Raw genomic sequence first — 23,332 nt, forward strand, 5'->3', positions numbered from 1 at the left:
AAATATATCGAAAAACTTTTATGAATCGTCGGTTGACACTCTTAACGAGTGCCCACACAGATTGTCTTGTTATAAATTTTTAAAGAACAATGCTAAGAATTTTCTTAGCTGCTTCAGTGTTTCTCCCTGAAGCGGGACGCGTATTCTACGCGCTTCGTTTTCAGTGTCAACATCTTTTTGAAATTTAATTTCTCAAGTGTTTTCAGTGAAAACTGTTATAACTCATCACGCCTGTGTGTGTTATAACACTTTCTGAAAGCTTCATTTAAATGAGTCCCCGTCAGAAGTGGGGCGCATTTTAGAGATTTATCACCGCACGTCAACACTTATACCTAAAAAAGTTGTGTTCGGGCGTTCGAATGATTACTTTATAAACTATACATACAATAATTAGACAATTTGAACTAATTGCGAATACGATAGCTCTATTATAAGAGCAATAATAGCGTCCATTAGGGACGTATTTTAATGAGGGTGGAGTATGACTCCCAGAGTTAGCATACCGTTTTTTGTAGTAGCTATGTGTTTACCCGCACTATGTTTCGCAGCATCTAACGCAGATACAGTTAAAGATAATAACGACGATTTTCAGATCCAGTTCCTGAAGCGGCAGGTAGATCAGAATATGTCTATTGGTCGGGCGATTCGTTCTATTGCCAGTCACTATCCTCAAGATGTGGTATCAATTGTAGACGTAGCATTGGATACTTATCCCGATAAATACCGCGAAATTATATTTGCCGCCATATCGGCACAACCAGCTTCTACTCAGGACATAGTGCAAATGGCAATTAAAAAAGATGTCAGTACTTGCACAAACATAGTCAAATTAGCGATCCGTGCAGAGCCCAGTTATGTAGATTTTGTTGTACAAGCTGCTGCGGATACGACACCGGAAGAATTAGATGAAATTGTTCGGGTCGCTGTACAGACAGAACCAGACTCCGCCGACCGTATCGTACAGACATTATCTCAGGAACATCCAAACAAGGTAATTGAGATCCTGTCTACGGCACTAAATACTGTACCTTATGTTGGTGAATATGTAGTCGACGCCTTATTGGCTGTATTTCCTTCTCAGTCAGATGCAGTAATTACAACCGCCCTGCAACAAACCCATGCAGAGACAGAACAAGCAATCCGGATTTTAGAAACGGCCCAGAGTTACGGAGTGAGTGACGAGAAGCTGGTTGAATATGGTCAGTCCATTGGTTTATCAGATGAAGATATCCACATAGTGCTAAACAGATAAAAACAAGGGGAGCAAACGCTCCCCTTCTTCATTTATTCACTGATTAGTCAGCACCGAATAAATCGCGGCTGTACACTTTATCAAGAACGTCATTAATATCATCTGTCACTCGGTTAGCAACAATAACATCCGACACTTTTTTAAATTCATCCAGGTTATTGATCACACGCGAATTGAAGAACTCATCCTCTTTAATGACAGGTTCATATACCACGACTTCGATACCTTTCGCCTTAATACGTTTCATGATGCCCTGAATCGCACTGGCGCGGAAGTTATCAGAACCGGACTTCATGATAAGACGGTAAATGCCGACGATTTTGGGCTGACGGTTAATAATTGAATCGGCAACAAAATCCTTACGGGTACGGTTAGCGTCAACAATAGCCTGAATCATGTTGTTTGGCACTGCGCTATAATTTGCTAACAACTGTTTTGTATCTTTAGGTAAACAGTAACCACCGTAACCGAAACTTGGATTGTTATAGTGTTTACCAATACGCGGGTCGAGGCCAACACCTTCGATGATCTGTTTAGAATCCAGACCATTGCTTTCTGCATAACTGTCCAGCTCATTGAAATAAGCAACCCGCATTGCCAGGTAAGTGTTAGCAAACAACTTAATAGCCTCAGCTTCCGTACTATCGGTAAAAAGCACCTCAATATCTTCTTTAATTGCCCCCTGCTTGAGCAGACCAGCGAAAACTTCCGCCCTTTCGCTGATTTCGCCCACGATAATACGACTGGGATAAAGGTTGTCGTAAAGGGCGCGGCCTTCACGTAAGAACTCCGGCGAGAAAAGAAGGTTTTCAGTACCGTGCTCTATTTTCGCTTCCTTTGTAAAGCCTACAGGTACGGTCGACTTAACTACCATTACCGCATCAGGGTTAACCTTCATGACCGTTTTAATGACTGCATCAACACTGCCAGTATTAAAATAATTGGTTTGAGGGTCGTAATCGGTAGGCGTTGCGATAACCACGTAATCGGCATCACGATATGCTTCCTCTGCATTAAGAGTCGCTCTGAGGTTGAGATCTTTCTCTGCCAAATATTGAGTAATTTCTCTATCTTCAATTGGCGATTTGCGTGCGTTAAGCAGCTCAACTTTCTCCGGAACTAAATCAACAGCAACGACTTCGTTGTGCTGCGCCAGCAGAACCGCATTTGATAACCCTACGTAGCCAGTGCCGGCTACTGCGACTTTGAGCTTCTTATTTGCTTCCATTTATATCTATCTCCAATTTTAATTCTTAATTCCGTTAAATATCGAACTCACTGAACTCTTCTTTTGTTTTTACGGAAAAATTTTCCCGTCTTAACGTGAGATTCGGACTGTAGGCGGGATCTTGCTTAATGTAACTGCCCCATTGAGTCTGTAGGTATTCAAGTTCTTTTTTGAATCTGGCTGCTTTCTCTGGCGATAGATCCAAACCGCGGCTTACAGATTCATAATGATAGAGTTCAGCTTCCGCGCAATAAAGATTTCTGACACCAGTTTCTCTGACCCTGAGACAAAAATCTACATCATTAAAAGCGACAGTAAGATCTTCTTCATTCAACCCACCGACTTCGGTAAATTTGCACTTCTTCACCAACAAACATGCTGCAGTTACTGCTGAATAATTTTGCGTTGCAATCAGACGCTTCATATAGCCTGCATGACTTGCAGGAAAATACTTGTGGGCGTGTCCTGCACCACCGCCGTAACCAAGCACAACACCCGCATGTTGAATCCTGTCATCGGAATAGAGCAGCTTCGCTCCCACACAACCTATGTCATCCCGCAACGCATGACCAAGCATATATGTCAGCCATTCAGGTTCAATAACCTCTATATCATTATTGACGAGACCAACAACCTTTCCTTTAGCATGTTGTACGCCAAAATTATTAATTGCTGAATAATTAAACGCCCCGGGGTACGACAACACCCGAATTTTTGGTTGAAGTTTCAATTCTTCAAAGTAATCAAGGCTTTCTTGCTCGTCTGAGCCATTATCAATTAATAGTATTTCAAAATTATTGTACGTTGTTTTTTGTAATATGGACTCAATACACGCCTGAACCAGTTCTTTTCCATTTTTAGTGGGTATAATTAGCGACACTAAGGGGTTGTTCAGCACCGGCCACTTAACGTGATTAATGTTCAACTCTTTATTGTACAACGGGGCCGCCGCTCCCGAACGACGCAGAACAGATGCAACTTCATTTACGGCATTTTCTCCTGAAGACCCCTTGCCGCGATGAATCAGCGTATAAGGAATGTGCCTGAAGGTAGTTTCTTTTCTATGTACCGAAATTTGCACCAGCAGTCCCGCAATAGTATTTACTTCACAGACAATATTTTGAATCAGATCCGCACGTGTCAAAAGGCCAGTTTGAATATAAGCGGACGAAAACTGCAGATCCGGATTCCAGTCGGGAAAAAAATGGGGGGATGATAGTCTGCCTTTTTTATCAAACTTATCTGTATCGCAATAGACTATCTCTGCATCAGTTCCCAAAGACGCAAAAACCCTTGCCGCTTCCTTAACAAACGTATCACCGCTGTTTACCAGAAGCACTTTGGATGATGCAGATATACCAGCAACAGCTTCAGCCAGAGTCGAAAACTCGTTGTTACTGTTTACTGAACTTTTTGTATTTACGATGCAAACTCTGCTAAAAGGTAAGCCACATTTTTCAGCTGAGTCCAAAGTCAGCTCTATTTGCCTGCTTCCTAAAATGATTAAAAAAAGATCTTTGGCACTGTCAGTCTCAGGAAAACTTTTTAGTACGTCCCCCTGCTTTTTCAAATAAGCACTATACAACGCCAATCTTTTTTTCTTTGAAGGGAAGCCATAGAACAAACCTGAGCGTTGTAATGAGCGACTGTAAAATTCCGTCAGCTTATGACTATCTTTTAATTTAGCTTTAACGGATTTCGGCAGTAAACCAACTGCCCCCTTTACCGTCATCATCGCGATTTTCTTCATACTGCCATTTTTTCCATGCGTGCATCAAAAAAGCCGCAGTCGATAGCGGCCCCATTATCTTAGCATGATTGAATACGATGGTGCTTAGTTACCTGTGCCTAGACGCTCTCCCTGATAGCTACCGTCTAACACGGCTTTCCACCAGGCTTCATTATTCAGGTACCACTCTACGGTTTTGCGAATACCGCTTTCGAAGGTTTCCTGCGGGGTCCAGCCAAGCTCTTTCTGAATTTTGGACGCATCAATTGCATAACGCATATCGTGTCCGGGCCGGTCAGCTACGTAAGTGATTTGCTCAGCGTACTTTGTATCTTTCGGCTTCACATCATCCAGAATGGTACAAATGGTTTTTACCACGTCGATATTCTGTTTCTCGTTGTGACCGCCGATGTTATAGGTTTCACCTATTTCACCGTTAAGCGCTACCACAATCAGTGCGCGGGCGTGGTCCTCCACATATAGCCAGTCACGGATTTGATTGCCTTTGCCATATACCGGAAGTGGCTTTCCGGACAGTGCATTCAGGATAACCAGCGGAATGAGTTTTTCCGGGAAGTGATACGGGCCGTAGTTGTTCGAGCAGTTGGTAACCAGTGTGGGCAACTTGTAGGTACGCAGCCAGGCGCGGACCAGCTGGTCCGAAGACGCTTTACTAGCAGAATATGGTGAACTGGGTGCATAGGGCGTGGTTTCAGTAAACAGTGGCAGTTCAGTGCCATCTTCCACATCGTCCGGATGCGGCAGGTCGCCATACACTTCATCGGTCGAAATGTGGTGAAATTTGAAGCAGTCCTTTTTCCCGCCTTCCAGTTTTGACCAATAGGCGCGGGCCTGTTCCAGCAACGTGTAAGTGCCGACGACGTTAGTCTGGATGAATTCACCCGGACCGTCAATAGAGCGGTCAACGTGTGATTCTGCCGCCAGGTGCATAACGATGTCAGGCTGGTGCGCGGTGAACACGCGTTTTACTTCGTCGGCATCGCAAATATCTACTTTTTCAAAAAAGTAGCGGTCGCTGTCTGCCACGGTAGTCAGTGACTCCAGATTACCGGCATAGGTCAGTTTGTCTACGTTGACAACCGTATGGTCTGTGTCATTAATAAGATGACGGACTACCGCTGAACCGATGAAGCCGGCACCGCCGGTGACTAATAGTGTTTTGCTCATTGTGTGTTGCTCTGTTGGGCTTTCAGTGCATCCAGCATGGCGGAGAGCTGTTCACGCCAGTGAGCAGGATGCAGTGATGAAAAAGTTTCGCGGGTCAGGGTTTTATCCAGCACACTGTAGTGCGGCCGCTTAGCCGGCGTGGGATATTGTGACGACGGAATAGGCAACACAGGAATCTTGTTCTCCAGCAGGCCTTTTTCGACTGCCAGTTCCTGTATGGCCAGTGCAAAATCATACCAGCTGGTCACGCCTTCGTCGGTCCAGTGGTAAACACCGGCGACTTTGTTTCGTGCGGCATACAAGCATGCCTGCGCCAGTCCGCTGGCCAATGTGGGCGAACCAATCTGGTCGTCAATCACTGTAAGCTGTGGTTTATCATCCATCAGGCGCAGCATAGTTTTCACGAAGTTGTTGCCATGGATGGAATACACCCAGGCCGTTCGGATCAGGCAGCTGGAATCCGGAATGGTGCCAAGTACCGATTTCTCGCCTCCGGCTTTGGTCTTGCCGTAGACGCCCTGCGGTTCAATAGTGTCATCCACCGCGTAAGGCGAGCCTTTCTTGCCATTGAACACATAATCTGTCGACACATGCACCAGGAAAATGCTGTTTGTTTTACAGTACTCTGCAAGATTCGCCACGCTCTGCGTATTAATCAGCGCCGCCGCTTCCGGTTCGGACTCTGCTTTGTCTACGGCGGTGTACGCAGAGGCATTGATAACGGCATCCGGCTTTATGCTGTTCAGTTTGTCCGCCAGTACGCCTTTGTCCGTAATATCGATATCATCACGGCCAAGGCAAACAATATTGTCACCGCCAGCCTGTTGAAGCTCATACGCTAACTGTCCTGATTTCCCTATTACAACAATTGACATGGGCTTTCCTTAAAACGCGGGGGCATCAATAAAGGCCAGTCCTTCTGCATCTTTTGCAGATAGCGACGGCGCTTCACCGTTTACCAACGGCCAGTCAATACCGATAGTCGGGTCATCAAATTTAACCGACACTTCTGAAGCCGGATGGTAATAATCGGTACACTTATACACGAACTCTGCCGATTCACTGGTGACGTAAAAACCGTGTGCAAAACCGGCCGGTACCCACAACTGACGCTTGTTTTCAGCAGACAGCATTACGCCTACCCATTTGCCGAAGGTCGGCGAGCTTTTACGCATATCAACCGCCACGTCGAACACTTCACCACTGACTACACGAACTAACTTGCCCTGTGTTTGCTCAAGCTGATAATGCAGGCCACGCAGAATGCCCTGCTTAGACTTGGAGTGATTGTCTTGGACGAAATCCACGTCAGCACATTCTTCTTTGAACCAATCGGTGCGGAAGGTTTCAAGGAAAAAACCACGCTCATCTCCAAAGACGCGGGGCTCAATAATTTTGACATCCGGAATGTCAGTCGTTAGTACTTGCATGAAATGCTATATCCAAATATTCGAAACGTTGAGGTGGCGTGACTAGCTTTTAACACGACCACTAATTATCTTCATTAAGTAATCACCGTAGCCACTTTTAATAAGAGGCGCTGCCAGCTTCTCCACCTGAGCAGCATCGATGAATCCCATACGATATGCGACCTCTTCGGGACAACACACTTTCAGCCCCTGACGCTTTTCAATAGCTGCAACAAAGTTAGCCGCGTCCAAAAGACTGTCCAGCGTACCGGTATCAAGCCACGCAGAACCCCGGCCCATTAACTCCACTTTCAGGCTGCCATCCTTAAGATAGAGATTATTCAGGTCTGTAATTTCAAGCTCGCCACGGGAGGACGGCTTTACTTCTTTCGCAAAATCAACAACACGATTGTCATAATAGTAAAGGCCGGTCACCGCATAGTTAGATTTGGGGTTGGCGGGCTTCTCTTCTATTGACAATGCATTCCAATCGTTGTCGAAGTCTACCACACCATAGCGCTCGGGATCGTTCACATGGTAGCCGAAAACGGTCGCCCCGGTTTCCTGTTGATATGCATTTTTAAGAGAGACTTTCAGGTCGTGACCATAATAAATGTTGTCACCCAAAATAAGGGTACAAGCGTCGCGGCCAATAAACTTTTCACCAATTAAAAATGCCTGGGCAAGCCCGTCAGGAAATGGTTGCACAGCATACTGCACATTAATACCTAATTCTGAACCGTCTCCAATCAGTTCAATGAACCGGTCTTGTTCCTGTGGTGTGGTGATGATCAGAATATCCCTTATACCCGACATCATCAGTGTAGCAAGCGGGTAATAAATCATCGGTTTGTCATAAACCGGCATCAGTTGCTTACTGACGACTTTCGTTAGCGGGTGAAGTCGTGTTCCCGAGCCTCCCGCCAGGATTATTGCTTTTCTCATATTTATTCTCAATTAACAGCGACTTGCGCATCTTTTCCGCCAGTCCCTCTCACGACGGAACCGATGGTCGCAAAATATTTTCCGGACAACTCTATCAAACACCACATGGCTTTCACCAATAGGAAATAACAAAAGTATATTGGATAAGAAGTCCTGATTATATATTCACCTGCACTTTTGCAGCTCCCGGCTTGCTTTGGTTGGACTTAGGTTTGGCAGCTATGATAATCTGACAAACACGCATCACACGAGTTTGAGCTTATCGTTGCGATGGTAAGTTAAATCAAAAAAATAAGAAGCAACCTTGTCCTTCATCCTAAAAGCAATGAAAAAATTTAAATCTGCGCTTCGCAAACTCCTTCGTAAATCAAAACAGCATTCTCTCACAATCGATATTGTTACGCCGACTATTGACGGACAATGTGTGATCGGGTGGTATTTTACTGATGAGATTATTTCACTGGCGATAGCAGACAAACAAAACAATGAAATTCCCGGAAAGCAAATAGACATTGAACGTCAGGATGTTGTTGCCAGCACAGGGAAGCATGCTAAAGGCTTTCAATTAACGGTAAAAACCAATAAAAGCCTTGATGAGCTCAACCTGATTGCAAAACTTATAAACGGACAAACTACCAGCATCCCATTAGGGAATGTATCCGTTGATGAGCACGCAGGGCCCATACACTCTACCGCAACCGGTTCGATTGCAGGCTGTTTTGAATTCGGGATCATCACCGGAAAGTACTTATTTTTAGCCGGATGGATAATTGATAGCCGACAAGCCAAAGAGTTCGTGATCAGCAATGGCCGGACTAAAATTGTGAAAACGCAAAATCAGTTTCTACGGTTCAGGCGTACAGATGTTGCAGAGACATTTGGACAAAGCCACGTAGAGTATGCGGGCATATTATTACTTTGTGAGTTACAGGAAGATTCAACTCTTGAAACAGATAAGGCTCTGTATGTAAACATGTCCTTAGTAAGTGGCGATACATCTGTAAAGGTTGAACAAATCTATCGTGACGCTCCCCCGATGCAGAGTGCTAAACGAATTCTCAACAATTGGAATCCGTTAAATCCGGATCACATTAAGCATAGTGACGTGGTAGCAAAACCACTTCAATCGTTATATGCCCGGGACCGAAACGTCGGAATACAGCGTTACGATTTTGGTTCAGCCTCAGAAACGCCGGTGGCTTCCTTCGTAATTCCCCTTTATGGGCGCTACGACTTTATGCAATTTCAGATTACACATTTTGAGCGTGCCGGATACGCAAGGAACTGTGAAATAATTTATGTTGTAGATGACCCTAAAATTGCATCTGAATCTCTAAGCTTAGCCCGCAAACTCTCCAGAATGTTCACACAGGCATTCAGTGTTTTGATTTTGGAGGAAAACGTTGGGTTTGGGCGAGCTAACAATTTAGGCGTTGGTGAAACCCGATCTGAAAAGCTCATATTGATGAACTCTGATGTATTGCCTTCATCCTCAGACTGGTTTGAGCGTATGCTTGCGCCATTGGACGATGAGAAGACGGGTATAGTTGGTGCACGCTTGCTGTTTGAAGACAGAGCAATCCAGCATGACGGTATGGCGCCAATGGCAATAAGTGAATACCCTGGCCTTCTGTTTAATGATCACCCTTTCAAAGGATGGCCAGAAAAGCTATCCCCGCACTCAGATACACTGTCGGAATGCTCACTTGTCACAGCTGCGTGCTGGGCGGTGAATAAAGCAGACTTTGTTTCTCTGGGAGGTTTCGATCCTGTCTATGTGTTAGGCGATTTCGAAGACTCTGATTTGTGCCTGAAAATGCTGGAGAGCGGCAAAAAGAACTACATTTGCCGTAATGCTGTTTTGTATCACCTTGAAAGACAGTCTCAAAATCTGGTAGACGCAGGCAGATGGAAACACAGCGTTACCATTATCAATGCGATTACGTACAACAAGAGATGGAAGCCAGAGCTTGAAAAAATATGTGAGTCGGAAGTTGTAGCATGAAAAAGATTCTATTTATCTCACATGGCCACCCGGAAATGAGTAAAGGCGGCGCCGAAGTCGCATCCTGGAACTTGTATCAAAAGTTGAAAGAAGAAGGCTTCGATTGCCTTTATATCGCGCGGGCTGAGCTGGGTTCACACGGCGGTTCAACTTTTTCAGTCAGGGGTGATGAGCTCTTATTTCACACTTCAATGAATGACTGGTTTACACTTGGTACCAACCAGTTAAAGCCGCTGTTTGATGACTTCGGGCAATTAGTCAAAAAATACTCACCTGATTTTATACATATACATCATTATGCGCATATGGGTTTTGAAATTTTTTGCGCGTTGAGGCAAGCCGCTCCTGCAGCCAAAATCGTTTTTACAATTCATGAGTTTATGGCTATTTGTATGCACAATGGTCAGATGGTGAAAAAAAACTCGCTAAAACTATGTAAAAAAGCAATTCCATCTGATTGTCATCAGTGTTTTCCCCAACACTCTCCCGGCGACTTTTTCCTCCGGCAGCATTATTTGCTCGACCAGCTCAATTATGTTGATTGCTTTGTTTCTCCGAGCCAATTTTTAGCCCAACGCTATATCGAATGGGGTGTGCCGTCGGAAAAAATGCACGTCATCGAGAACGTCTTACCCGAAACCAGTGCAATCCCTCCACGTTCACTGGTACCTGGTGAGAAGCGTGCGAAACTCGCCTTTTTCGGGCAGATAAACCCGTACAAAGGGGTTAATATTCTGCTTTCTGCACTGAACAGTTTACCCGAAGCAATAAAGGCCCAAATTTCTCTTGATATACACGGGGCTAATCTCGACAAGCAGGAAGAGTCTTTCCAAAAAAACATTCAGGCACAACTGGAAAGGTTAAGTGATTGCGTAACGTTACGCGGCGCATATGAAGCGGAACAGTTACCCGGACTGTTGGCAGATTGTGATTGGGTAGTCATTCCCTCTATCTGGTGGGAAAACTCCCCCGTTGTAATCCAGGAAGCGATTGCCCATGGCCGGCCTTTGATCGGCTCAAATATTGGCGGAATGAAGGAAAAAATTGAGAACATCGCAGGACTCACTTTCGAAGCCCGTAGTCCATCATCGTTAGCGAGTACGATCTGCCACGCCATTGAAACTGAAGTATTTGATAAATGGCATTCAAAACTCTCCCCCAATAAAACTGCATTTCAAGAGCACGTTGCTCTGCTAAATGCACTATAGATTAATATTTTAGGACCCGGTACTCTATGAAGATTGGTGTTATTACCAACTTGGTTAAGATCGACGAGTTTGTAGCAAAAGACATGGCCACCGCTGATACTGATGCGTGGATGACAGCGACTGGCGGCAATACAGGAAATGTAGCGTTTGTTCAGGGAATTAAGAACATCCTTGGAGATAGCTTCGGTACTGTTTATTGGGGCGACAACCCAAAAGCAGTAAATGCGCATTACGACATGCTTGTGATTTGTTGTGCAAATCAAATTGGCAGTCATGTAGATTTAGCCGGCTGGGCAGATCGTTTAAAACATTTCGATTTACCCACAGTCTTCATCGGGCTTGGGGCGCAAAGTGATAAAATTGGCAACATGCCGGAGATACCAGCAGGCAGCAAAACCTTCCTTGAACTAACAAAACAACTGAGACCTGATCCAAACTCACCGAATATCATTACCAGGGGCAGTTTTAGCTCTGAGGTAATTGAGCACTACGGCGTTGAAAGCTCCCCATTTGGATGCCCGTCCCAATTCATTTCCACACAAACTCAACTAGGGCAAAAATGTTTAGCACACCAAAAACGAGCTAAATACGAAAGAATAATGACGGCAGCAGGCAATCCGTGGCACCCGTCTTCGACCCTTGAAAACACGCTAACGGAAATGGTTGAAAAGTATAGAGGTGATTACATATTACAACACCCAAAAGCTCTTATCCAGCTGGCTTTAGGTGAAACCGGTGAGTTTGAAGAGGCTCACATAAAACGATATGAAAAGGTGTACTCCCGTATAGGCAACTGGGAGGACATAAAAGCATGGTTTGAAAGCTTTGCCGTGTTTTTTGCTGATGCACAGAACTGGATGCACTACTCAAAACATTTTACGTTAGCAATTGGCCCTCGTTATCACGGCGTCGCATTGCCAATACAGGCCGGAGTTCCCGGGAAGGTTATTTTCATCGATTCGCGCACCGAGGAGTTGTCTGTGACAACGGGGATACCAACCTTGTCTTACCATGATGTGGAACATTTAACCGCAGAAGAGCTTATAGAACGATGCCGGTGGACTGATGCTGACGCTCAACTTTATGACTCAGTCAGAGGAAGGAATGCGGCGCATTATAAAGTTTTTCTCGACACTAATGGTTTACCCGTCGACGCAACACTGATTAACCTGGCAAGTCCGGAGGTATAAAAATGACAAAACTTATGGGACTAGGCTCAGGCAATAACAAACTCGTAACAAACTATAAAGAGCTTTACTTATCAGCCTCAAGCAACACTGGTAACTTACTATTTAATTACGCCCTGGAACAATTAATAGAATTGAGCGGTACAGATGTACGGTGGTCCACTCCATATGAGGAAATCAATCAAACAGGCGAAAGTTTATTGATTCCGATGGCAAACAATATAGGCCGGCATATGGATCTCGAAAAATCGGGTCCTAAAATTAAGAATGTAGAAGTTCCTGTTGTAGTCATGGGTCTTGGTGCTCAATTTCCACTTGACGCAGATTTCAATCATGCCTTTGAGCAGATCCCGGCTACCTCTAAAAGTTGGCTTGAGACACTTTGTAGCAAGTCAAATCAGGCTAATGTGTCAGTTCGGGGAAAATTAACTCAACGAGTTTTTGAAAAGATGGGGCTCGGCCACAAAGTTGTACCTCTTGGATGTCCATCTCACTTTTTAAGTAGTAACAAGAACCTCGGCCAGTCACTCCTGGAAAAAAGTAAATCACTTTTACAAAATGGAATAGAAAATAAAATAGGTATCACCGCTGGCAATCCTGCAATTGCGAACCTTGTTAAGCTTGAGCATTTTCTTATTGAACAAATTAATAAGTTTGGTGGAATGTATATTGTGCAACACCCGAAGGACTTAATATGCCTTGCTGAGAATTGGCTTTCAGATTTGACTGAAGATGAAATTAACTTGGTACATCAAAGATTCTTCCCCACCATATCTGCAAATCAAATGCATCGATGGTTCAAAGCATATGCACAAACATACGTATCGATTCCGCAGTGGTATCGCGATATTTCGAAGACTGACTTTGTAACGGGAACTCGTATTCACGGTTGTCAAATAGCCCTTCAGGCCGGTGTTCCTGCTGTATGCTTGCATATTGACTCCAGAACAAAAGAACTTTGTGAGACTATGCAGATCCCAACAATTTCAGCTCGCGAATTTCAAAAAGCGCCATCGATGGATAAACTTCTGGAGCTTGCTGCCCAATGGGATTGGGAAAAATACAACGAAAACCGGATTGATTTGGCGAAGAAAACGTTTCAATTCGTAGAAGACAATGGGTTGTCTCCCTCAAGCCACTTTAAATCTCTAGTAAATTAATAGTGAGTCATTCAGCGAGTTCATTCTATCTCGTCAGCGGGTTTCACCGAAGTGGAACCTCTGCTGTTGCAAAAACGTTATCTGACAACGGCGTCAATATGGGGCAAAACTTGATGGGTGCAAGTTTTGCTAATCCGGCAGGGCATGTAGAAGATCTTCCTCTGGTCGATATTCACGATGCAATGCTTGCTTCATGTGGTAAAGACTGGCGTTGCCATGATGCAGCACAGCTTTCTCCCCCCGAATTTTTAAATACAAAATTGCGTCAATATGTAGAAAGCCGACGCATCAGTGACGAATTGACCGGTGCAAAAGATCCCAGAGCAGTCCATTTTCTTAAACCCTGGCTCAAAGCAACTGATAATTATGTAAAGTCTATCTTTTTGGTCAGAGACTGGCGATATTCAGTTTCTTCTTTGCTTAAGCGTCACAGCAGGGATTTACTTAATACGACAAGCGATATGGTGCACCGTCAAATTGATCTGTCATTTTGGCAATATCCAGATCTTGGCGCCAAAATGTGGCTGGCGTCCTCAAAAGCGATTCTGGAATGGTATCGTTTTGCACCTGAAAATACTTTGATTCTTCCCTTTTCAGCTTTTCAAAAGCAAAACGACAGACTGTTTGAAGTAGCGCATTCAAAGGGATTTAACCCTGATGTATTTAAGCGTACCTCATCGTACTCTGATAGTCTGTTGCAATCATCGATTCCCCAGTCAGTTATCGAAATGCTATCCCCTTCAATAGTGAAAGCATGTAATGAAATGCTTGCCACGCTTTACGATAACAGCAAGGGCCTGCATTCTGATGAACGATGCAAATTAAGTTCTGGTCATACAATGACCCGTAAATTGCTTGACAAACTAAACGAAGCAGAAAAAATACAACTCTGCCCCGAATTCTTGCCTGAAATAAACTATGAACAGTTCTCTATTCCTGAAATAGCAGAACTGGTAAAACAACTACCAGAAAAACAACTCGCGCGATTTGACTGGCAACAACTCTTGAACAGGACAAATCTTAGTGCCAGGGATCTAGAAGCGATATTTGTAACATCAACAAAATATGGCAAGTTGGATACTGCCGAGGCAGCAGTATTCAGAATGCTCGAGCGTAAAGAAGCGCCATGGCGCTGGATGCATCTGGGCGATACATACGTTAAACGAAAACTGATACCTGAAGCCGAGCGGTGCTTTTCGAGAGCACGTCAAATGGCACCAGCGAATTCAACATTTCTTGCCAGATTAGCAGACATTGAAATCTACAAAGGGAATATTCCCAAAGCAAATGAGCTACTTGGAAAAGCTGTTGAATTAGATCCTGACAAACCAGCAATAAAGTTAACGGAGCAAAGATTAGAGCGAGCGACAAGCATACAAAAATACTCACTTACCAAACTTCCGGTTATGCCTGTCATTTATGACTACCAAAAAGTAGTCAACGAAATGACAAATGACTATGAACGGGGAAAGTTACTGGACGATTACGTTGTGAAAAGTACATTTGTCTGTCGGAACAATCACTTATGGCTGAGTAAAGGCATGGAAAACTTATCGCCTGCTGCAAGGGTTTGTTTTATTGACTTCATGCTCAATCACCTTTCAAAGTATTGGTCGGAAGTTGTACTTCAAACAGAGCTTCTTACAGGACCTGTCTTAAAAACATATCCACTAGTAACCACACACCAAATGAACAGTGAGGTGAAAATAGGTGTTCATATACACGTTTTTTATGTGGAGTTACTTGCCGAGATACTGGAGTTCTTGGCGAACCTGCCGTACTCACCTAAATTAGTAATAACTTATACAGATGGCGTTGAACTTCCTGAAAATGACATAAAAGCTTGTTTTCCTGGAACATATTTCATTCCAACCCTGAATAGAGGGCGGGATATTGCTCCCTGGTTAATACACGCGACACCGCTTCTTCAGGATTGTGACTTAGTATTGAAACTTCATACGAAGTCATCGTCGCACAGCTCAAATTTGGCAGGCTGGAGGCTACAGTTAATTTGGAGCCTTTTAGGTAGTCGCTTAATGATTGAAGAAACTATCCAAAAATTTAAAGCCCGACCCAAACTTGGCCTTGTGTCCCCTCCTTACCACATAGGTATAGCGCGCGACATTGGCTGGGGAGATAACAAAAAAATGTGTGAAGAATTAGCGGACAGAATGAATATCGAACTACCGGAACATCAAATCGATTTCGCAGCCGGATCTATGTTTTGGTACAAGCCAGAAGCGATAAGCAAACTGACTGATTTGGAATGGAGTTATACAGACTTTCCCGAGGAAACTGGACAGATAGATGGCACAATAATGCACGCCCTGGAGCGCATAATTTTTCCTTGCATAGAGGCTGACGAATTTGAAACAGATATTAGCCAGCCATATCCGAAATGACATTAATATTGTCGCAAAACATCATATCTTTTTTGACAAACCTATATGAATTTACCTGAGATACAATTTTTAGAAAATGCCGCGGTTTATCCCATAAGCAATTTCGATATCCAAAAAAGAACTTTTGAAGCTGGTGTAGTTTCTCAAGACGGTATACCTTGCAAACTCGCAGAGCAAAAGAAAACTAACTATCACAATATTTCCCCACCAGACCAAATAAGGCCGGAAAAATACCTTCATGGAAGATGGATATTCTGTGGCATGTTACAGAATAGGCACTTCGGGCACTTTCTAACAGAAAGTCTTACAAGGCTGTGGGCTGTTAAGCAAAGTACAAATATTGATGGAGTCTTGTTCTACCTGCGTTCTCCTGAGGCGAAAGTGGCCAGTTTTGTCGAAGAAATAATAACAAAGCTCATTGGTAATTTTGAAGTTCATTATTTAAATGAGCCCACCAGAGTAGAAGAACTGCTTGTTCCATCTCAATTAGGGCACAACATGCATGGACACATATTAAATCATCGATATAACGCTGAGATGCTTCGAGATTTAACAGTTAAAGATGACGCACGGACATATCCGGAAAAGCTCTATGTCTCACGCTCAAATTTGAGAGGACACGAGGGTGCTTTTCTGAGGGAAAAATATCTCGAGAAGCTCCTGGAGAATGAAGGCTACGACATTATTCACCCTCAGGAAATGACAATTAATGAACAGATTAATTATTACGCGAATGCAACAAAATTAATTTTTGCAGATGGATCGGCTTTTCATTTATTTGTGTTAGTGGCAAGACAAGAGCAAGACGTCTTTATTGTTTGGAGAAGGAAAAAACATGCACTATTCGATGAGCAATTAAGGTCTTTTACCGGCAAAGATACAAAAGGATTACCAAGTTTACAAGGCTACTTCGCCCGGAAATGCGATAATTACAGTAGTGCAACTCAAAAATCGATTCTCGACTTTGAGCAGCTTCACCAACAAATGCAAAGCACAGGCTTTATTGACTGTTCGAAATGGGAACAACCCAGTGCCGCGGAAGTTCAACAGGAAATAACCGCTCTTCAAGAACGCTTTCGGAAAGAATACGATTTTTTTGAAAGTGAACGTTGATCCTGAATGAATATATTTTTAAAGGTAGAATAAATATGGAAACTCAAACAGCTTTAACCGCCGCAAGAAAGAATAAGCATCGCTCCATGGTGAAGTATGTATCAAATAAAGAGAGTTATGCTAACCTGGTACACTCGCCAAAGTTCTGCCTGTCCGGGGACACAACATTTTTTACTATTGGTTCTTGTTTTGCGAGAAACATAGAGAACTACCTTAATAAAAAGAAAATCAATTATTTTAGCCAAGTTCCCTATGTTAAAGGTGAATACTTCAAGGCCGCTGGTCCTGACAGGACAGGCTATCAAAATGTATATACGCCCGGGTCAGTATTGGAGATGAGTAAACTCATTTCTCATCCCGACCCGTTTCACAGTATTGTGGAAGTTAAAGGGTTGCACTATGACCTGTTAACACACGGACTCAAAGGACTCACCAAAGAAGAAACTATATCAATTAGAAAAGGCTTACTGGAAACTTACTCGAGGTTATCGAAGGTTGACGTAGTTATTATAACACTTGGCTATAACGAAGCCTGGCAATTTAAACCTGCAGGTTCGTGGGTAAATCAATCGCCGGGAGAACCAAATTTACGCCCGCTTGCTGAAGATTTTAACTTTCATATTTTAAACGTAAATGACGTAACTGAAATGCTTGTGCAAGCAACCGAGAATTTTCGCGCTATAAATAAAGAAATCAAAATAATCTATACGGTTTCGCCAGTACCTTTAAGTGCCACATTTTCTGAAAAGCATATTGTGATTGCCAATCAATTTTCCAAATCCACCCTTCGATGTGCTGCCGAAAATATGGCCAACGAGTTCGATTTTGTTGATTACTTCCCATCGTATGAAATCATTGTTAACACCGAATATACAAAGGCATTCAAGGAAGATGGAATACATGTTCAGGCAGAAGCGGTTGAAAATGTAATGAGCATATTTTTTGATTCATATTTCCGGGAAAGTTGATAATTCCATTAAAAACTATTAAAGAAAACGTGATTATATTGTTTTAAAAAATGGAAATGGGATACCGGGGTAGCAAAAGTGCATAGTGCGAAAACGTCTCTCGTAATGATACCAAATACAGATACGAGCAGACTAAAGAAGATTATTTGTGACTACTCAAGCTTGAGTTGTATGCATGTGATTCATCACGACAAATTGAGTGATAATCAAACTCGCGATTTCCCTTCCAGTTCTATAGCTTTCATGCTTGCGGACCCTTTGCAAAGACTGTATTCGGCCTATTGCGTGATGAAACAAACACAAAATAATATCTCTATCACTTTTAAAGAATTCTACAGTAATGAAAAACGATTGAACTTCTATAAGAGGCTATTAAATGGCAGAGATGTTGATAATTTTGCTTTTGTCGGAATCCGTGAATATTTTAATAAATCAGTCCTTTTGTTAGCAGACTACCTAAACGTTACTCTTTACCGGTTCCCTTACAGTGCTTTGCCGGTCAGAGAGGTCTGCAACACTCATGAAGTCAACGACGAAGATCGTATCATGATTCGGAAATTGTATGCTGATGACTATGCGATTTATGAACAAGCTAAGCGTATATTTTTAGAAAAATGGGAGTTATACCAAAAGAAATATCAGCAAAAAATAGCAAAAAATAAGAAAGTGATTGTACATTTGGGTCCTCCCAAAACTGGCACCTCTGCAATTCAATCATGGTTAGTCGGGAATACGCAAAAGCTCATGGAACATGGGATCTTCTATCCAACCCATACCGCTGACGAGAATGGCGTTAGTTCAGGTAACTTTGAGCATATCCTTAGCTTCAACCCGATTTCTGATGATTTCTATTTCGACGATATTAAACTACGAAATACTGTTGAAAAATTCAAAGATAGCAACCTGAGCACTTTATTATTATCGTCAGAGCATTTTTACTATTATCTCATTTGGTTTTTTTCCCGTTTACAAGGTGCAACGTTCATTTTCTATATCAGGCACCCTCTTGCAATTATAGAGTCAGCATATAGCCAGGAAGTAAAGCGACACTCACGTACAACACCTTTTTCACTACCAGAAAGGATTGGCTTTAACTCATTAGAAATCATTTCTGGTATTGCCAGGGAATTTAAATGCGAAGTTAACTATGCCTATTTTGATAAAAATCTGTTCTACGGCAACACTCTATTATCAGATTTCATGCACAGGCTTGATATCGACAATCTACCCAACTCCAATACTGAAAATTCTACTTTGAATCGCCGGTATAGCCCCGGTGCCTTATACTTGATGAGGCTTTGTAACGGATTTGCAAGTGTTACTGTAAAACAACAATTGGATATTATTTTACAAGAGTATAGCGAGACGCAAGAAGCATATAGTTGTATTCCTGAAATCATGCTGACCAGAGCAAATAAAGTTATCGAAGGCGAAGCTCTCCAACTCGCAAGTGTAAACACCTCGCTCAATTTAGAAAAGCTTATGACGCTTGTTAAAGCCTACAGACTCCCTCAGCAGTCTGATGACACTTCGATAAACGCAGATGTCGCAAAGTTGATTAAATATTTAAAAGTCAGGAATAAGGCCTTATATTCAACAATTATTAAGCAAGCAAGTAAAGGTAGCCACTCCAGCGGAGCCAGGGAATTTCTATCAAATGTGCGCTTAACTAAGCGAGAAATTGTGATGTTAACTTTAATGAAAATAAAGAGCTTGTGTGATGGAGCTTAATAAACACATGGACATAAAAATTTTAAATCCAATTTACTTATTTTCATACAAAATCACAGATAACTCATGCTAATAAGCCACTCACAATCCCTACTATTTATTCATATTCAGAAGACTGCGGGTACGAGCCTTACGCACTTCCTTCGTAGCGCTATACCGGACATACAAGAGGCAGGTCGCCCCCATGACCCCTATATTCGCGCCATCGGGACTTTAGGTGACAGTATAAGTCGCTACAAAACCATTGCTTTCGTAAGAAACCCGTTCGACCGCCTCGTGTCCTGGTATACAATGATTCGGGAGCATGGCCGTCTGCTTACCAGTGAGGAGAGAATCAAGGACCCTAACTACAACAAGCTGTGGCAGCAGGTACTTGAAAGCTCATCTAATTTTTCTGAGTTCATACAAAATTGTGGTGATGCTACGGATCGGTCTGGTTGGAAGCCTTTTTTGTATAACCAGCTTGATTATATGTTGGACGAAAATGGCGACGTCGCGGTTGATTTTATTGGCCGGTTTGAGGATCTGAATAACAGCGTCGCAAAGATGTGCCAGTTTACGGGGATTACATCTAACATCACATTGCCACACGTGAATCGTTCGGATCACGTGCGTTACAGAGACTATTATGATGCCAATACCCGATCCATCATAGAAACGCGCTTCGCAAGAGACATTGCCTTTTTTGGTTATCATTTTTAATCTGTATTTGTGTCTGTAAATCTTAGGAATTCATTCGTATGTCCCCGGAATTGTGTCTTGTATTTGTCTGCCAAAAGGGGGAGCTGGAGCTAAAAGCTCTGTTGCTGGCAGCTTCCATACGTTTTCGTTCTCCTTCTGCACATCAGTCTATTGATATGGTCGCAGCGATCCCTGATCCCGCGTTATGGGGAGATATATCAGAAAACACCTCAAGACTGCTGGAAGAACTGGGCGTACGACAGGTGCTCATAGATAGCCCATTTGGAACTGAATATCCTATAGGTAATAAACTCTCTGCCATCGGCGTGAGTACGAAAGCACCGGTAACAGTATTCATAGACAGTGATATTCTCTGTCTGGTATCGTTTTCAGCTGATAACCTGAAAACAGAGGGGTTGAAGTCTAAACCGGCAGATTTATCTACCTTTAAAGGAAGCGCGAACCAGTGGCAAACTGTATACCAGACGATAGGTGCTGATGTTCCTTCAGAGCGTGTAATCACAACAGTTTCCCGCAATGTAGAATTACCCTACTTTAATGCCGGCCTTGTATCTGTTTCTAATGGAAAGAAATTTTCAAAGAAGTGGTTAGAAATAGCAAAGCAAGTTGACGAATGTGAATCCATTACAAATAAACGCCCATGGCTCGACCAAATCACACTGCCCGTCGCAGCAAAAGCGCTTTCCTATCATTTTGAAGTTCTAAGCGAACACTGGAATTATCCCGCACATTTGAAGCCTTTGGATGAAACACACCTTCCTGTATTTTGTCATTATCATTCACCCGATGTCATCGCCAGTGAACCTGCGCTTTGTACTTTGGTTGAAACTCTGTCAGATAAATATAGTCATATCAGCACACTTATTCATGAACATGCAGCCTGGCAGGCTGTATTGGTTCGTGCAAAGCGGCATAGTGTTGTGAAGAAGCCGTTTCGTGTTCCCTTTATCAACCGTGCAGCTAAAAAACAATATTCTAAAACAGACTTTATAATCACAGGTTTGCCACGCTCCGGTACCAGCTTGTTGTGTAACTTATTGCATCAGGGCTGCAACATGGTTGTGATAAATGAGCCGGCAGAAATTTTCTCGCATCTTAAAAATGACATGGCGGGACATGCCCTCTCTTTGTACTACCGGCGTCTGAGAACAGAAATTTTGCTTGAACGACCGATTGAAAATAAACTGGATGCCAAGGGTAAGGTTATTGAAGATACCAGATTTCAGGACAGCCGGACAACGTACAAACCTTACGTATCAGATCCCCGTTTCCACCTGGCCACGAAAAACCCCCTCGCCTATTTGTCACGACTGGAATTACTTTGCCAATCTCTTCCCGACATGCCAAAACTTGTGATGGTACGACACCCCTATAACGTCATTTCGTCCTGGATAACCAGCTTTCCTCATTTAAGAGACATTGACCTGTCTGTTATTCCTTTTACAGACTCCAATGATCCACTGCTTTCGGGTTGGCAAATAAAGCAATTAGATACGATTTCAGGCGAAGAAAATCCATCCATACGCAGAGCACTTTTCTTTAATTATCTGGCAGAGTCAATTTTGAGGGTGCGTGATCGCGTACAACTTATTCGCTACGAAGACCTGACAGCCAATCCCGGGGTAACCATGGGAGCAGTAAGTAAATACATTGAAGCTCAGCCGCTGTCTGAAAAAGTTCTTTCGACAGTAAGAAGAAGTGACAAAGGTAGCGGAATTACTGCAGAAGATAAATATGCAATAGACTTACTCTGCAGCGATACAATGAGACAACTTAGATATACCAGTGAGTAATAGTAAATATTGTCTTACAGGCTGTAGCGAAAGGACAGAGCGTCCTGTGTGGTAATTACACAGGAGCTCTTATTTTCAGAGATTAGTTGATGTGCTTTTTAGAAGTTCTTTGTCTATCAGTTCAGACATGGCTTCAAAGCTCATATTTGAATATTTTTCACCGTTTATAATAAACGTCGGTGTTGCTTTGATACCATCTTTTTCTGCGTTTTTGTGATACCAGTCTAATAACAAATCTGCACTATCACTGTTATTTAAACAAGCGGTGAACGTTGCCTCAGACATACCTTGCTCTTTTGCAATATCCTGAAAGCGTGACAACAGTTCAGCTTCGTTTTTTGTGGACATCCATTCTCTTTGTTGCTTAAAAAGCTGCTTAGAGAAGTTCAGATAAAAGTCCTGGTGCCCTTCACAACGCCCAATGAGTGAACCAGCCAGGCCAAACTTATCGAAGTAAACTTCACGAAATATGAATTTAACCTTACCTGAGTCCACATACTTTTCTTTAACTTTCTCCAGCACAAGATTATGGAATCTCGCACAATGACCACATGTAAACGACGTGTACTCAACAATTGTCACTGGTGCCCGTGCAGCACCGATGACTATATCTTTGGTCAATAAATTGTCTGAAGCAGTAGCCATTGCCTTCAGAGGTGAGAGACTAAAGAAAACAAGTAAAAAGAAGCTCAGATTGAAAGACAAAGATCTCTTTAGTAAAACAAACTGCGTCGACATACCACGTCCCCAATGTTATTTTTCAGCAACCGAATCCGGATTATCGACACTAAAGCCATCAAACGTTCTGATTTTCCAATATTCTGCCATGTTCATTAATTTACTAATCTCGTCAACAAACTGCTCTTTATCGTACTGTTGAGTTTTCTGAATATACAACCAATACATATCCGCATTGACACTACTCTCCAAAGCAACAGGCCAGAACTCCAGCATGTGAGCAGTTTGGGTAAAATCTTCTAATGCAGACATGATTTTGGATGTAAAGCGGAATTCCCATTTATAGGGCTTTGATGTATCAATCCCGCTCGCTTGTATTTTTTCAAACTGCTCCCGAATTTGTTCTTTGGTTAAATAACCCTGCATTACATATCTTACTTTTCCATTGGTCTCATCCGAGACTACTTCGACCGATTTCGTTTCTTTAATTTCAGAAACATCAGTGCCACTGGCATCATTGTCGACAGATGAATCAACTTTTTTACTGGTGTTAGAACAAGCTGTAAGTACGAAGCTAAGGAAAACTAAAGGTATCAAACGCATTTATTTACATCTCCACGATAGTGCGAAAAAA

General features: G+C 42.9%; 19 protein-coding genes. 11 read left to right on the forward strand and 8 right to left on the reverse strand.

From position 1 onward, the window contains the following. The first annotated feature begins 481 nt into the window (after positions 1-481). A complete protein-coding gene (locus tag ACXAG2_RS17900) occupies positions 482-1,252 on the forward strand; it encodes a hypothetical protein (protein ID WP_474869234.1) in 771 nt (256 codons plus the stop codon). 43 nt (positions 1,253-1,295) lie between these two features. On the opposite strand, the gene ACXAG2_RS17905 is transcribed toward ACXAG2_RS17900, so the two are convergent. The 6 genes from ACXAG2_RS17905 to rfbA all read right to left on the reverse strand — a co-directional run bounded on the left by ACXAG2_RS17905 (position 1,296) and on the right by rfbA (position 7,751). Then, positions 1,296-2,480 carry a nucleotide sugar dehydrogenase gene (locus tag ACXAG2_RS17905; protein WP_474869237.1) on the reverse strand — a complete coding sequence of 395 codons (1,185 nt, stop codon included), beginning with the start codon at positions 2,478-2,480 and terminating at the stop codon, positions 1,296-1,298. A 34-nt stretch (positions 2,481-2,514) separates the two neighbouring features. Then, complete coding sequence (locus ACXAG2_RS17910) at positions 2,515-4,230, reverse strand: glycosyltransferase family 2 protein (RefSeq protein WP_474869239.1); 1,716 nt, start codon at positions 4,228-4,230, stop codon at positions 2,515-2,517. Between the two features lie 84 nt (positions 4,231-4,314). Beyond that, the gene (gene rfbB, locus ACXAG2_RS17915; RefSeq protein WP_474869242.1) at positions 4,315-5,397 is read right to left on the reverse strand and encodes a dTDP-glucose 4,6-dehydratase; all 1,083 of its coding nucleotides are present in this window, start codon (positions 5,395-5,397) and stop codon (positions 4,315-4,317) included. Then, positions 5,394-6,272 (reverse strand): dTDP-4-dehydrorhamnose reductase, encoded by an 879-nt coding sequence (rfbD, locus tag ACXAG2_RS17920; protein WP_474869245.1) that lies wholly within the window; start codon positions 6,270-6,272, stop codon positions 5,394-5,396. Before rfbD ends, rfbB begins: the two co-directional genes overlap by 4 nt. 9 nt (positions 6,273-6,281) lie before the next feature. Continuing rightward, positions 6,282-6,827, reverse strand: coding sequence for a dTDP-4-dehydrorhamnose 3,5-epimerase (rfbC, locus tag ACXAG2_RS17925; protein ID WP_474869248.1), 546 nt, complete (start codon positions 6,825-6,827; stop codon positions 6,282-6,284). Between the two features lie 42 nt (positions 6,828-6,869). After that, complete coding sequence (gene rfbA, locus ACXAG2_RS17930; protein WP_474869250.1) at positions 6,870-7,751, reverse strand: glucose-1-phosphate thymidylyltransferase RfbA; 882 nt, start codon at positions 7,749-7,751, stop codon at positions 6,870-6,872. A gap of 325 nt (positions 7,752-8,076) precedes the next feature. Here rfbA and ACXAG2_RS17935 point away from each other — a divergent pair, with 325 nt between their 5' ends. The 10 genes from ACXAG2_RS17935 (at position 8,077) to ACXAG2_RS17980 (ending at position 22,020) form a co-directional block, all read left to right on the forward strand. After that, the gene (locus ACXAG2_RS17935; RefSeq protein ID WP_474869253.1) at positions 8,077-9,756 is read left to right on the forward strand and encodes a glycosyltransferase family 2 protein; all 1,680 of its coding nucleotides are present in this window, start codon (positions 8,077-8,079) and stop codon (positions 9,754-9,756) included. Then, positions 9,753-10,964, forward strand: coding sequence for a glycosyltransferase (locus ACXAG2_RS17940; protein WP_474869256.1), 1,212 nt, complete (start codon positions 9,753-9,755; stop codon positions 10,962-10,964). Before ACXAG2_RS17935 ends, ACXAG2_RS17940 begins: the two co-directional genes overlap by 4 nt. 26 nt (positions 10,965-10,990) lie before the next feature. Beyond that, positions 10,991-12,154 (forward strand): hypothetical protein, encoded by a 1,164-nt coding sequence (locus ACXAG2_RS17945; protein ID WP_474869259.1) that lies wholly within the window; start codon positions 10,991-10,993, stop codon positions 12,152-12,154. A 2-nt stretch (positions 12,155-12,156) separates the two neighbouring features. Continuing rightward, positions 12,157-13,311, forward strand: a complete 1,155-nt coding sequence (locus ACXAG2_RS17950) for a polysaccharide pyruvyl transferase family protein (RefSeq protein ID WP_474869262.1) — start codon at positions 12,157-12,159, stop codon at positions 13,309-13,311. A 2-nt stretch (positions 13,312-13,313) separates the two neighbouring features. Continuing rightward, positions 13,314-15,713, forward strand: a complete 2,400-nt coding sequence (locus ACXAG2_RS17955) for a rhamnan synthesis F family protein (protein ID WP_474869264.1) — start codon at positions 13,314-13,316, stop codon at positions 15,711-15,713. Positions 15,714-15,758: 45 nt separating this feature from the next. Beyond that, positions 15,759-16,826, forward strand: a complete 1,068-nt coding sequence (locus tag ACXAG2_RS17960; protein ID WP_474869266.1) for a glycosyltransferase family 61 protein — start codon at positions 15,759-15,761, stop codon at positions 16,824-16,826. Positions 16,827-16,861: 35 nt separating this feature from the next. After that, positions 16,862-17,794 carry a GSCFA domain-containing protein gene (locus ACXAG2_RS17965; protein ID WP_474869268.1) on the forward strand — a complete coding sequence of 311 codons (933 nt, stop codon included), beginning with the start codon at positions 16,862-16,864 and terminating at the stop codon, positions 17,792-17,794. Positions 17,795-18,079: 285 nt separating this feature from the next. Next, the gene (locus tag ACXAG2_RS17970; protein ID WP_474869269.1) at positions 18,080-19,525 is read left to right on the forward strand and encodes a hypothetical protein; all 1,446 of its coding nucleotides are present in this window, start codon (positions 18,080-18,082) and stop codon (positions 19,523-19,525) included. 66 nt (positions 19,526-19,591) lie between these two features. Then, entirely contained in the window at positions 19,592-20,227 is a 636-nt protein-coding gene (locus ACXAG2_RS17975; RefSeq protein ID WP_474869272.1) for a sulfotransferase family 2 domain-containing protein, read from the forward strand. Positions 20,228-20,265: 38 nt separating this feature from the next. Next, entirely contained in the window at positions 20,266-22,020 is a 1,755-nt protein-coding gene (locus ACXAG2_RS17980) for a sulfotransferase (RefSeq protein WP_474869273.1), read from the forward strand. Positions 22,021-22,095: 75 nt separating this feature from the next. Here ACXAG2_RS17980 and ACXAG2_RS17985 read toward each other — a convergent pair whose 3' ends face one another. Both ACXAG2_RS17985 and ACXAG2_RS17990 read right to left on the reverse strand, forming a co-directional pair. Beyond that, the gene (locus ACXAG2_RS17985; protein WP_474869275.1) at positions 22,096-22,758 is read right to left on the reverse strand and encodes a DsbA family protein; all 663 of its coding nucleotides are present in this window, start codon (positions 22,756-22,758) and stop codon (positions 22,096-22,098) included. 15 nt (positions 22,759-22,773) lie between these two features. Next, positions 22,774-23,301 carry a ribonuclease E inhibitor RraB gene (locus ACXAG2_RS17990; RefSeq protein WP_474869277.1) on the reverse strand — a complete coding sequence of 176 codons (528 nt, stop codon included), beginning with the start codon at positions 23,299-23,301 and terminating at the stop codon, positions 22,774-22,776. Positions 23,302-23,332 lie beyond the last annotated feature (31 nt).

It is taken from the genome of Alteromonas sp. ABH4_456, assembly GCF_056160645.1.